The organism is Corticimicrobacter populi (assembly GCF_003123725.1).
GTDB lineage: Bacteria > Pseudomonadota > Gammaproteobacteria > Burkholderiales > Burkholderiaceae_B > Corticimicrobacter > Corticimicrobacter populi.
In genome coordinates this window covers 83,025-95,118 of the sequence record NZ_QETA01000006.1, presented here as the reverse complement: position 1 = coordinate 95,118, position 12,094 = coordinate 83,025, and the positions used below count along the sequence as shown (strand labels likewise).

The 12,094-nt window shown below is 62.7% G+C and carries 9 protein-coding genes; 4 read left to right on the top strand and 5 right to left on the bottom strand.

The window, feature by feature from the left end:
- Positions 1 to 12: 12 nt before the first annotated feature.
- Positions 13 to 1,167, bottom strand: coding sequence for a deoxyguanosinetriphosphate triphosphohydrolase (locus tag DD235_RS13485; RefSeq protein WP_109062626.1), 1,155 nt, complete (start codon positions 1,165 to 1,167; stop codon positions 13 to 15).
- A 119-nt stretch (positions 1,168 to 1,286) separates the two neighbouring features.
- Positions 1,287 to 2,981: a 3-dehydroquinate synthase gene (gene aroB, locus DD235_RS13480; protein WP_109062625.1), complete on the bottom strand. Its 1,695-nt coding sequence runs from the start codon at positions 2,979 to 2,981 to the stop codon at positions 1,287 to 1,289.
- Between the two features lie 117 nt (positions 2,982 to 3,098).
- Here aroB and DD235_RS13475 point away from each other — a divergent pair, with 117 nt between their 5' ends.
- Together DD235_RS13475 and DD235_RS13470 are read left to right on the top strand one after the other, a co-directional pair.
- On the top strand, positions 3,099 to 5,549 hold the full coding sequence (locus DD235_RS13475; RefSeq protein ID WP_109062624.1) for a penicillin-binding protein 1A: 2,451 nt from the start codon (positions 3,099 to 3,101) through the stop codon (positions 5,547 to 5,549).
- 184 nt (positions 5,550 to 5,733) lie between these two features.
- Positions 5,734 to 6,342 carry a DUF4136 domain-containing protein gene (locus DD235_RS13470; protein ID WP_239990154.1) on the top strand — a complete coding sequence of 203 codons (609 nt, stop codon included), beginning with the start codon at positions 5,734 to 5,736 and terminating at the stop codon, positions 6,340 to 6,342.
- A 73-nt stretch (positions 6,343 to 6,415) separates the two neighbouring features.
- Here the strand turns inward: DD235_RS13470 and cyaY are convergent, their stop codons facing one another.
- Positions 6,416 to 6,745, bottom strand: a complete 330-nt coding sequence (gene cyaY / locus DD235_RS13465) for an iron donor protein CyaY (RefSeq protein WP_109062752.1) — start codon at positions 6,743 to 6,745, stop codon at positions 6,416 to 6,418.
- 35 nt (positions 6,746 to 6,780) lie between these two features.
- Here cyaY and lptM point away from each other — a divergent pair, with 35 nt between their 5' ends.
- Together lptM and lysA are read left to right on the top strand one after the other, a co-directional pair.
- Complete coding sequence (gene lptM, locus DD235_RS17295) at positions 6,781 to 7,041, top strand: LPS translocon maturation chaperone LptM (RefSeq protein WP_420810468.1); 261 nt, start codon at positions 6,781 to 6,783, stop codon at positions 7,039 to 7,041.
- Between the two features lie 134 nt (positions 7,042 to 7,175).
- Positions 7,176 to 8,465 (top strand): diaminopimelate decarboxylase, encoded by a 1,290-nt coding sequence (gene lysA, locus DD235_RS13455; protein WP_109062621.1) that lies wholly within the window; start codon positions 7,176 to 7,178, stop codon positions 8,463 to 8,465.
- Between the two features lie 59 nt (positions 8,466 to 8,524).
- Here lysA and ccsB read toward each other — a convergent pair whose 3' ends face one another.
- Positions 8,525 to 9,859, bottom strand: coding sequence for a c-type cytochrome biogenesis protein CcsB (gene ccsB / locus DD235_RS13450; RefSeq protein ID WP_109062620.1), 1,335 nt, complete (start codon positions 9,857 to 9,859; stop codon positions 8,525 to 8,527).
- On the bottom strand, positions 9,856 to 11,997 hold the full coding sequence (locus DD235_RS13445) for a cytochrome c biogenesis protein ResB (RefSeq protein WP_420810467.1): 2,142 nt from the start codon (positions 11,995 to 11,997) through the stop codon (positions 9,856 to 9,858). Before DD235_RS13445 ends, ccsB begins: the two co-directional genes overlap by 4 nt.
- Between the last annotated feature and the right edge of the window lie 97 nt (positions 11,998 to 12,094).

The following is a 12,094-nucleotide window of genomic DNA, read 5'->3' as shown; positions in this document are numbered from 1 at the left end:
GCAGCACCTGCCCTACATCTGAAACAGCCGCTTGTGCTCACTGATCGCGTAGCGATCCGTCATCCCGGCGATATAGTCCGAAATCGCCCGCAGTTGTTCCACCTTGTCGGCACGCTGATAATCCGGCGGCAGCAGGCGCGGATCATCGACAAACGCCATGAACAGCTCACGGATGATGGTGCGCGCCTTGCGCGTCATGCGCATCACCTGATAGTGCCGGTACAGATTGTCCATCAGGAATTTCTTGAGCACATCGGCCTGCGCCCGCACTTCGGGTGAGAACCCGGCAATCGCCGGTGCCTGCCGGAGTTCATCGGCGGACTGTGGCTTGAGTTCCGCCAGACGCTGCTGCGTGGTCGACATCAGATCCACGATCAGGGTATTGATCATGCGCCGGATGGTTTCCGACAGGATGCGGCGCGGTGCCACATCGGAATAGCGCTTGGATACTGCGTGGTAATGCCGCTCGAACAGTTCCACCTCCAGCAACTGCTCCAGGGTGATCAGGCCAGAACGCAGGCCGTCATCGACGTCATGATTGTTGTAGGCGATCTCATCTGCCAGATTGGTGAGTTGAGCCTCCAGCGACGGCTGGGTGCGGTCGATGAAGCGGCTGCCGACATCGCCCAGTTGCCTGGCATGGTAATGCGAGCAATGCTTGAGAATCCCCTCGCGGGTCTCGAAGCACAGGTTCAGTCCGTTGAACTCGGCATAGCGCTCTTCCAGTTCATCGACCACCCGCAGGCTCTGCAGGTTGTGCTCGAAGCCACCTGCATCGGGGGAAATCTCGCGCAGGCAGGCATTGAGTTCATCCTGCCCGGCATGGCCGAACGGGGTGTGCCCCAGATCATGCGCCAGCGCGATGGCCTCGGTCAGATCCTCGTTGAGCCGCAGGTTGCGTGCCAGGGTACGGGCAATCTGCGCCACTTCCAGGCTGTGCGTCAGCCGGGTACGGAACAGGTCGCCTTCGTGGTTGACGAACACCTGCGTCTTGTACTCGAGCCGGCGAAAGGCAGTGGCATGGATGATGCGATCCCGGTCACGCTGGAACTCGCTGCGATTGGCCGAAGCCGGTTCGCGGTATCGACGCCCCCGGGTCTGCGCCGGATCGCAGGCGTAGGGAGCCAGCGCATGGGCTTCGATCACGGCGGACAGTTTGCTTTCCATACATTGTCTCCTGGCAGGGACGGCTGCCTGCCGCCCGGATACTCAAAATCGCAGATGCGTCATACCCGCCACATTGCCTGAACCGGCCACACCGCACCATGATGCAGCGCAATAATCGATCATGCCACCGTCGCCGCCAGAACATCGCGAACCGCCTCGTCGGGTGCCGCGCAACGCACAGCCTCGCCGATCGAGGGCAACAGCACGAAACGGATCTCGCCGGCCTCGGCCTTCTTGTCGACGCGCATCAGGTCGAACCAGCGCTCGTCGCCCAGGTCGGGGGCCGTGACCGGGCAACCGATGGCCTCGACCAGGGCGCGGATGCGGTCCACGGACTCACGCGGCAGGCCGCATACCCGCGCAGACAGTTCGGCCGCCTGCACCATGCCGCAGCCCACGGCTTCGCCGTGCAGCCACTGGCCATAGCCCAGCCCAGCCTCGATGGCATGGCCAAAGGTATGCCCCAGATTGAGAATGGCCCGCAGGCCCGACTCGCGCTCATCCTGCGACACCACGTAGGCCTTGAGTTCGCACGACCGCGTGATCGCCCAGCGCAGCGCTTCGGGATCGAGGGCGCGCAGGGCCGCCACATTGCGTTCGCACCACTCGAAGAAATCAGCGTCGAGAATCATGCCGTACTTGATGACTTCGGCCAGACCCGCCGAAATCTCGCGGGCCGGCAACGTGCGCAGCACATCGGTATCGACCTCGACCGCGATCGGCTGGTAGAAGGCACCGATCATGTTCTTGCCCAGCGGATGATTGACGGCCGTCTTGCCGCCCACTGACGAATCCACCTGCGCCAGCAGCGTGGTCGGCACCTGGATGAAGCGGATGCCACGCATGTAGGTGGCGGCGGCAAAACCAACCATGTCGCCGATCACACCACCGCCCAGCGCCACCAGAACGGCACGCCGGTCGAACTTTTCTGCCAGCAGCAGGTCGAATATCAGGTTGAGCGTCTGCCAGTTTTTGTGCGCCTCGCCGTCCGGCAGTTCCAGTTGCACCACCCGATGCCCGCTGGCTTCGAGCGAGGCACGTACGCGGGCACCATAGTGCGCCGCCACAGTGGGGTTGGTGACCAGCGCCACGGCCGTGGCGTCTTCGGGCACCGCCCGGGCCAGCGCGTCGAGCCGGCCAGGCGCGATGCGAATCGGATATTGCCCGCCAGGAGTGTCTACATTGACGATATTCATGATGCCCGTATGAGGTTGTGCCGTAGAAGAATGTTTGTCCGGTGCGGTATGCAGCATGCGGATCAGCTTGCGCACCAGGGTCGCCACCGGTGCCGTGCCTGTTTCCAGGCGCAGGCCCGCGACCTCGTGGTAGAGCGGTTCGCGCCGCTGCATCAGTTCGTGCAGGGTCTGGCGCGGATTGGCGGTCGCCAGCAACGGCCGGTTGCGATCACGTGCAGTGCGCCGTACCAGTTCGTCCAGTTCGGCCTGGAGATAAATCACGATGCCATGTTCGCGCAGCAGCTTGCGATTGTCTTCGACGGTGACGATGCCGCCCCCGGTCGCCACCACCACACCCTGCTGGTGCATGTACTCGGCCAACAGCCGCGACTCACGCTGGCGAAAACCGGCTTCGCCCTCGATATCGAAAATCACCGGGATGCGCACGCCGCAACGCGCTTCCAGGGCATGATCCAGGTCGACGAAGGCATAGCCCAGTTCGCGTGCCAATCCGCGCCCGATGGTGGTCTTGCCCGCACCCATCATGCCGACCAGGAAAATCGGCCGGCCGAACGGTACGGACACGCCGTCGTGCGGCACGGCGGCAACCGTATTGCTCGTTTGTAAAATGGCGTTCATAGCTCACATTATCCCATTCGTAAGGGTTGTTTGGGCGCGACATAGACCAATCCTGTTACATACACTGCACGCAGAGATGCCGCCACCCTGCATAACCCCGGTAAAATCCGCCCTGAAATGAGCCAAGATTCCTCCCCCGACCAAAAAAAACCGGCCCCACGCAAGGGATCGCGCCTGCTGCGCTTCTTCGTCAAGACAGGCGTCTTCTTTGCCGGGCTCGGCCTGTGCGTGGCCCTGCTGGTCGCCATGGCGCTAGCGCTGGCCTGGCCCAACCTGCCGGACCTCAACGCGATGACCGACTATCGGCCACGCGTGCCGCTGCGCGTCTACACCGCAGACAAGGTCCTGATCGGCGAGTTCGGCGAGGAGCGCCGCAACGTACTGCGCATCGACGAAATCCCCGATGTGATGAAATCGGCCGTACTGGCCGCCGAGGATGACCGTTTCTACCAGCACGGCGGGATCGACTGGCTGGGCGTCATCCGCGCCGGCCTGACCAACGTGCTGACCATGTCCAAGTCGCAGGGTGCCAGCACCATCACCATGCAGGTGGCCCGCAACTTCTATCTGTCGTCGGAAAAGACCTACTCACGCAAGTTCTATGAGCTGCTGCTGACCTTCAAGATCGAGTCCAGCCTGACCAAGGATCAGATCCTTGAGCTGTACATGAACCAGATCTTCCTGGGACATCGAGCACACGGCTTTGCAGCTGCCTCGCGCACCTACCTGGGCAAGCCGCTGTCCGAAGTCACTGCCGCCGAGGCGGCACTGCTGGCCGGCATTCCCAAGGCCCCTTCGCGCTTCAACCCGATCTCGAATTTCCCACGTGCGCAGGTGCGCCAGCACTATGTGCTGAATCGCATGCACCTGCTCGGCTACCTGACCGATGCCGAGTACCAGGAAGCCATGCAGCAGGAAATCGAAGTCCGCGCCGGCCAGGGCACGCCTGCCGGTGGCTACGCCATCCACGGCGAATACGCAGCCGAACTCGCCCGCCAGTTGCTGTTCAACGTTTACCAGGACAACGTCTACTCGCGCGGCCTGAACATCTACACCACGATCAATTCACGCGACCAGGAACTGGCCTACCAGGCCGTGCGCGATGGCGTGCTGGCCTATACCCGCCGCGCCCGCTACCCCGGTCCCGAAGGCCAGGCCAGCCTGGCAGAAGGCCTGGAGCAGGACGCGCAGGCGTTCGACGAACGGCTTGATGAAATACTCGAAGCCTATCCCGACAGCGCCGATCTGCAGTCTGTCGTGGTGCTTGCTGCCAGCGGCGACGCCATCAAGGTCGCCCGCAACTCGCGCACCATCATCGATATCACCGACAAGAAGGTGCTTGACGTGGTGCGACGCGGGCTTGATCCCAAGGCCTCCGAACAGCAACGCATCCAGCGCGGCTCGGTCGTCTACGTCCGCAAGACCGGCGATGACGCCTGGGAAATCCTCAACATGCCCGGCGTGCAGGCAGCCTTCGTGTCGCTCTCGCCCGAGGACGGTGCCATCCGTGCCATGGTGGGGGGATTCGACTTCAACCGCGGCAATTTCAATCGCGTCACGCAGGCATGGCGCCAGCCCGGCTCCTCGTTCAAACCCTTCATCTACGCCGCCTCGCTGGAGCGTGGCCTGACGCCCGCCACGCTGATTTCCGACCAGCCGTTCAGCCTGACAGCGGCCGAAACCGGCTCGCGTGACTGGAATCCCAAGAACTACGGTGGCAAGTACGAACCGGCGCTGACCATGCGCCAGGCGCTGTACAAGTCCAAAAACATGGTATCCATCCGTATCCTGCAGGCCATCGGCCCCAAGTACGCGCAGGAATACGTCACCCGCTTTGGCTTTGACGCCAATCGCCAGCAGCCCGTGCTGCCGATGGCACTCGGCTCGGGCGAAGTCACGCCGCTGCAACTGGCCGGTGCCTATGCCGTGTTCGCCAACGGTGGCTACCGGATCACACCTTACCTGATTGATCGCGTCACCGACGGCGAGGGCAATGTGATCATGCAAGCCCGCCCCATCGTGGCTGGTGACAGCGCCGCCCGTGCCATTGATCCACGCACCGCCTACGTCATGGACGACATGCTGCGCGGCGTGGCCACCTCGGGTACCGCGGCACGCGCCCGCGCCACCCTCAAGCGCAACGATCTGGCCGGCAAGACCGGCACCACCAACAATTCGGTCGATGCCTGGTTTGCGGGCTACACGCCCTCGCTGGTGGGCATCGCCTGGCTGGGCTTCGACCAGCCACGCGGCCTGGGCAGCTCGGAAACCGGCGGCGGTGTCGCCATGCCGATCTGGATCGAATACATGCAGGGTGCCCTGCAGGGTGTGCCCGAAACCCGGCGTCCGGAACCCTCGGGCCTGACCCGCCAGGGTGGCGAGCTGTATTTCTCCGAATTTCCTCCGGGACAGGCCGTCGCCACACTGGGACTGCCGGTACCCGATCTGGTCGGAGACTTCCTCAATGACCTGATCCTGCGCGAGCAACAAGGTGGGCAAGAAGGCGCATCCGGCACGCCGGATACCGCCGGCAATGGTCAAATTCCGCCAATTCCGCTGCCGTTCTAAACGAATTCTATTCCCACTTTTTGTTACAGCAAGATAGAATAGGACGGTGCCACCGTCCTGCGCAGACCAGGCGAGGCGGTGCTGTAGGCACAGCAGTCGAAACCACCCCCAAAGGGGGCATCCTCGCTTCATGTTGCCGGCAGCCACTCACAGCCTGACTCAGGGCCGGACAACGGCCAGCCGCATGAACGCGAACGACCATCTCGGAGGCTTCATGCATTACACCCGCCTGACCCCTGTCCTGGCCGCGCTGGCCCTGTCAGCATGCGCCAGCACCCCCAGTGTCTACACCGACTTCAGCCCGACCGTTTCTTTCAGCAATTTCCACAGCTACGGCTGGGTGAAGGAACCGACCGATGTGCCGCCGCTGGTCAGCCAGCGTATCGTGGCCGACATCAATGCCCAGCTCCAGGCCAAGGGATGGCGCCTGGAACCCTCAGCCGCCAATGCCGACGTGGCGCTTGCCGCACACGTCTCGACCCAGCAGAAGCAGACCCTCGACACCTTCTACGATGGCCCCACCTGGGCCGGCTGGGGCTGGCAGCCAGGCTGGTATGCACCGGGCTGGTATGCACCCAACGTCAACATGGCAACCACGACCGTCTACACCTATGAGGTCGGCACCCTGGTAGTCGATATGTTCGACACCAAGACCAAGCAGGCCATCTGGCGCGGCAGCGCCACCGATACGGTGCCGGAATCGCCCCAGGCCCAGGATGCAGCGCTGAAGGCCGGTATCGACAAGATGTTCTCGGGCTTCCCGCCCGAAAGTCCCAAGCCTGTTCGGCAGTAATACGACGTAGAGGCAACCATTGCCATGCATCAAGGGCACATGACCCGGCATGGCGATGGCATGGCTGAGGTACTTACAGCTTGACCGTCAGCACCTCGCCTGCCGCGTTCGACACGATCTGCGACAGCGCCTCCGGCAGGTCCGGACCACCACGCGTATCGCGCCAGTGCCCATCCTGCAGCCGGTAATGAAAACCGCCACTGCGTGCCGCTACCCAGATTTCCTGCATCGCAGCCTGCGTGTTGATCACGATCTGTGCGTTTTCCCCAAAAACCAGCGTCAACACGTTACCATTACGGCTGGCCTCGATATCCAGGTCCGTACCCGCTGCCCAGTCATCCGCCTGGCTCTCGATATGATCCAGCACCTGCTCGGCAAGCGTCAGGAATTCGGTTTCGTTCATCATGTGTCCCCTCTGCCAAAACGGAGTTTCTTGAAATGTCTGCACCCTTCAGTCCTGCGGATGCACGTCGGTATGTGCGCATTGTAGCCATGCTGCTCGTCCTTGGGGGAATCACCGGCTGCGGCTACAAGGGGCCACTGACACGCCCGGCCCTGGCGGCGATACCAACAACCCAGACAGCCGATTCCCTGACCCATCCAGCAGGGCACATCCGCATGGCACCTGCAGTCACCTTGAACGACTCAGGCCCGAAGCCCGTCGCAGCCGTGCAGGCAAACGCCACATCCAGGGCATAGCCAGCACGGATCACCACTGATCACACAACCCGTCCTGGTGTCTGCCACACCTGCCATGGCTTGCATGCCACTCGCGCTGCCACGCCAACCAGGATGCCAGCATTTCTTACACTTTTCCTATTCCTGATCTCCTCATGACGTCCCCTGTTTCATCCGAGCCTGTCGGCCAACCGCATTTCCATTACGCCAACGGCCAGTTGCATGCCGAACAGGTTGCCCTCGAGCCACTGGCCCGCCAGCTCGACACGCCGCTGTACGTCTATTCCCGTGCCGCCCTGCAGGCCGCCTGGACACGCTATCAGGATGCAATCGCCGGCCGCGACGTGCTGGTCTGTTACGGCATGAAAGCCAATTCCAATCTGGCGGTGCTGGCCGAGTTCGCTCGCCTGGGCAGCGGCTTCGACATCGTCTCGGGCGGCGAGCTGGCCCGCGTGCTGGCCGCAGGTGGTGATCCCGCACGCATCGTCTTTTCGGGCGTGGGCAAGAAAGTCTGGGAAATCGAAGCCGCGCTGACTGCCGGCATCAAGTGCTTCAACGCCGAGTCCGATGCCGAGCTGGAACGCCTGTCGGCCGTCGCCACGCGCACCGGCCAGACGGCGCGTGTCTCGCTGCGCGTCAATCCCGACGTGGATGCACAGACCCACCCCTACATCTCGACCGGCCTGCGCGACAACAAATTCGGCATCGCCATCGAACGCGCCCGCGAAGTCTATCGTCATGCAGTCAGTCTGCCGGGCCTGGAAGTCGTCGGCCTGGATTGCCACATCGGCTCGCAGATCGAAAGCGTCGCCCCTTACCTAGATGCCCTCGACAAGCTGCTGGATCTGATCGACGCACTGGAAACCGATGGCGTCCAACTGCACCACCTCGATCTGGGCGGCGGCCTGGGCATCCGCTATGAGGATGAAACCGCCCTGCCGCCACAGGCCCTGCTTGACGGGGTCTTCGAACGCCTGCAGCAGCGTGGCCGCAGCCACCTGCAACTGGTGCTCGAACCCGGCCGCTCACTGGTCGGCAATGCAGGCGTGCTGCTGACAGAAGTGCAGTATCTCAAGCCCACCGAGGCACGCAACTTCGCCATCATCGATGCCGCCATGAACGATCTGATCCGTCCGGCCCTGTACCAGGCCTGGCACGGCGTCCTGCCGGTCACGCCGCGCCAGGACGAGCCTGCCCAGACCTGGGATCTCGTCGGCCCGGTCTGCGAAAGCGGTGACTGGCTGGCCCGCCAGCGTGTCCTGGCAATCCGCCAGGGCGATCTGCTGGCCATCGAATCGGCAGGTGCCTACGCCATGGCCATGGCCTGCAACTACAACAGCCGTAACCGGCCTGCCGAAGTCATGGTCGATGGTGCGGACTTCCACATCATCCGCCGACGCGAGACGCTGGAAGACCAACTGCGGGGTGAGTCGATTCTGCCTTGAGTATCAGTTGAAAGCCTGTGGCGCAGCCAAGCCAGCTGCGCCACAGCGTATCCGGGGACTTAGAGTTCCCCGTAGGAATGCAATCCTGACAGGAACATATTGACCCCCAGGAACGCAAACCCCGTGATCAGCAGCCCCACCAGCGCCCAGTAGGCGGCCAGCGTACCGCGCAGCCCCTTGATCAGCCGCATGTGCAGCCAGGCGGCATAGTTCAGCCAGACGATCAGCGCCCAGGTTTCCTTGGGATCCCATTGCCAGTAGGCACCCCAGGCATCGGCCGCCCACAGTGCCCCCAGAATCGTCGCTACGGTAAAGAAGGCGAACCCCACCGCAATGGCGCGGTACATGATGTCGTCCAGCACTTCCAGCGACGGCAGTCGCGCCGCGATCGGTCGGCGTGCCAGCAGGATGCCGCCCGCCACGATCGCCCCCAAACCGAAATAGATCGCCCAGGTTGCCGACAGCCCTTCAGTGCGGAACACCATTGGCTCGGCCATCAGCAGCACGCCCATGATGAAAAGCGGCACCAGCGTGCGCCAGGAGCGCGATTCGCCATTTTCCTTCACCAGGTAAGCAAAACCCACCATCGCCGCCAGCGAGAACGTGCCATAGCCGATGAAATTGGCCGGCACGTGCAGCTTCATCCACCAGCTCTTGAGTGCTGGCACGAGAGGCTGAATCTGCTGGGCATCGCGGGTCAGCGAATACCAGAACAGGAACACCACCATCGAGGCCACCACCAGCATCACGAAGCCGCCCAGAGCCCGTGTGGCATAGCGACGCTCGTAGTACAGATAGAACAGCGCCGTGACCAGCGCAAACAGCACGAACACCTCGTACAGGTTGCTGACCGGGATGTGGCCCATGTCCGGCCCCATCAGATGGCCCTCGCGCCAGCGCACCATCAGGCCGGTAAAGCCCGCAAACACACCGCCCCAGGTCAGGGCCGTACCCAGCCAGGCGGCCGTCGGGCTGACGAAACCGATCCAGTAGCAGACCGTGGCCAGCACGAACAGACAGCTCATCCACAGGATGGCCGACTGGGAGGAAAACAGGTACTTGAGCCAGAACACACTATCGGCCCGCCCCAGGTCATCCTGGTACAGCAGCACGCCCAGCAGGCTGGCCAGGGCAACAGCGACCATCAGCGTACGCAGTGGTCGCCACAGCCAGCCCAGCCAGGCCACCACCGGCACCGTACAGACCAGAATGACTTTTTCGTAGCCATCCATGGCATAGCCATAGGCAGTCAGCGCGTACCAGGTACCCGCCGCCAGCAGCAGCAAAAACACCAGGTCAGTCCAGTCCGGCCGCCCCCGGAACTGGCGGGCGTCGCCGGTTTCCGAAATCGATTCAACCCAATCCTGACTGGCGGAAGCGAGTGCGCGGCTCATGATGTTTTCTCCGTCGGTGAAGGTGCCGCCGGAGCGGCCTGCTGAGTCTGGTCATCGGCCGCAGGGGCCATGCGTTCCAGCATCTGCCGGAACTGGGAAAATTCGCGCAGGAAGTCCAGAGTACGCTTCTGCGAAGTCATGGCGGCCAACAGACTGGTACTTGCCGCAGGGCCATCGGCACCGGGTTCCGGCTTGAGCCAGATCCAGATGCGGCGATCACGGATATAGAACATCGCAAACACGCCGATCACCAGGAACAGACAGCCAAGATACACGATATTCTTGCCGGGAGAACGTGTCACCTGAAAGACACTGGCCTTGCGCTGTTCGAAATCGACCAGGGTCAGCACCGAATCCGCCGGATAGAACGCCAGATCCGACAAGGCGGCCACGGCCAGGCGGGTCCATATCTGTGCCTGCAGGGCTTCGTCGCCCTGTTGCGGTAGCGCTGCCAGGCCCATGCGCTCGCGATTGATATCACGCAGGGACTCCAGTGAAGCACCGATCAGGCGCACCACGATGCTGGCGGCACGCTCGCGTTCGGCCTCGGGCACATTGCCGTCGATGAACTGGGCCACGGCCTGCAGGCCACCGTTGGAGAAGGTCTCCAGCGCCCGTTCGGCAGAGTTTTGCAGTGCCTCGGCATTGGGGCCGCCTGCCGGCGAATTCTCGCGGGTAAAACGCGCGGCGGCTTCACGTCGCAATTCGGGCTGATTGAGGCTGGCACGCAGCGCCATGAACTCATCAAGCGACAGGTTTTCGTCGGCCGGCAGTTGTAGATAACGAAAATCCTCGGCCGGCGACGGACGAGCCCCGAACAGGAAAACCGGGAAGCCCTCCAGCTCGATCGGTGCCATGTAACTGTGAAACTGGTGTGCCTGCCCGGCGGCATCGATCAGTTGATACTCGATGCTGGGACCGACATTGCGCAGGTTGCTGTTGGACTGGCCTGCCGCGCTACCGGTCACTGCCGCCACATGCTCGCCCAGTTCCTTGGGCTGGGGCTGGCCGGTCGTCAGGTCCTCGACATTGATCGGACGCAGCGCCGAAAGATCCAGCCGCAATGCCGCCTGGCCATTGCCCTGCAGATCTTGCGACTCGCCCACCACACCACTGACGAGCGTGCCCTCGGCCTGTCCTCCACGCAGCGGGTAGCGCATCAGCCGCACGCTGCTGCCGCCATCCTCGAAACTGGACTGGTAGACCGTCACACCCTTGTAGCGCAGCGGCTCGTTGACCTCGATCACCTGGTCGAAGCGATCACCGGTTTCCCAATCGATGACTTCAACCTTGCTGGCGAACCGGCTCGGCATGCCATTCGAGTAGTAATCGACCACGAATTCGTCGAGCCGCAGGGAGAACGGCAGCGGCTGTACCAATGCACCTTCGCGGGCCAGAATGATGGCGCTCTGCGTGATGCTGCCCTCCGGCAGCATCATGTTGGCGCGAAAACTGGGATTGTTCAGCGACAGCCGACCACTTTCCGGCACTTCGCGAATCAGCATGTTGTCGACAACCGGCTTCTTGTCGCCCAGCCAGATCTGCAGACGCACCGGCAACTCGCTGTCGAGCAGCCCGCCGACACAAATCACTACAATGGCGGCATGCGCAAAGATATAGCCCAGTCGATTGCTGGCCCCCTTGCGGGCCGCCAACAGTACGGCATCACCTTCGCGGCGCTCGCGTATGGCATAGCCCTGACGTCCCAGCCACTGACGCATGCGCAATTCAATGGCACCGGCCGGCGCATCGATATGCTGTTCGACCCGTTGCGGAAAGGCACGCAGGCTGCCTGCACGGACATGCTCGCGAAACGAACGCATGTCGCGCACCATCTTGGGCACATTGCGGATCAGGCAGATGGTGGTCGACACCACCAGAAAGCCCATGATGACCAGGAACCAGACGCTGTTGTAGACCTGCCAGATATCGAACTTGTCGAACACGTCGTACCAGAACGGTCCGAAGCGATCGATGTACGTCCCCTGGGACTGGTTCTGCCCGAGCACGGTGCCGACCACGCTGGCGATACAGATAATCACCAGCAGGCTGACGGCGAACCGCATGGAACCCAGCAATTCAAAAAGTTCTGCGCCGATTCTGCGCGGCGAGGGAGGAGGCTTGTGTGTCGTGGTCATAAAAAAGGGGAGTGCGGCTGCCTCCCCAATAGACTGAAGGCGGGCCCTTCAGTTCCGGCCATGATGCCGGAAAGATGCGCCGGTTTGATTCTGCTCA

Bases quoted from the DNA above. Each gene is read 5' to 3' on its own strand.
- DD235_RS13485 (WP_109062626.1), bottom strand. From the start codon at position 1,167: ATGGAAAGCAAACTGTCCGCCGTGATCGAAGCCCATGCGCTGGCTCCC.
- aroB (WP_109062625.1), bottom strand. From the start codon at position 2,981: ATGAACGCCATTTTACAAACGAGCAATACGGTTGCCGCCGTGCCGCAC.
- DD235_RS13475 (WP_109062624.1), top strand. From the start codon at position 3,099: ATGAGCCAAGATTCCTCCCCCGACCAAAAAAAACCGGCCCCACGCAAG.
- DD235_RS13470 (WP_239990154.1), top strand. From the start codon at position 5,734: ATGAACGCGAACGACCATCTCGGAGGCTTCATGCATTACACCCGCCTG.
- cyaY (WP_109062752.1), bottom strand. From the start codon at position 6,745: ATGAACGAAACCGAATTCCTGACGCTTGCCGAGCAGGTGCTGGATCAT.
- lptM (WP_420810468.1), top strand. From the start codon at position 6,781: ATGTCTGCACCCTTCAGTCCTGCGGATGCACGTCGGTATGTGCGCATT.
- lysA (WP_109062621.1), top strand. From the start codon at position 7,176: ATGACGTCCCCTGTTTCATCCGAGCCTGTCGGCCAACCGCATTTCCAT.
- ccsB (WP_109062620.1), bottom strand. From the start codon at position 9,859: ATGAGCCGCGCACTCGCTTCCGCCAGTCAGGATTGGGTTGAATCGATT.
- DD235_RS13445 (WP_420810467.1), bottom strand. From the start codon at position 11,997: ATGACCACGACACACAAGCCTCCTCCCTCGCCGCGCAGAATCGGCGCA.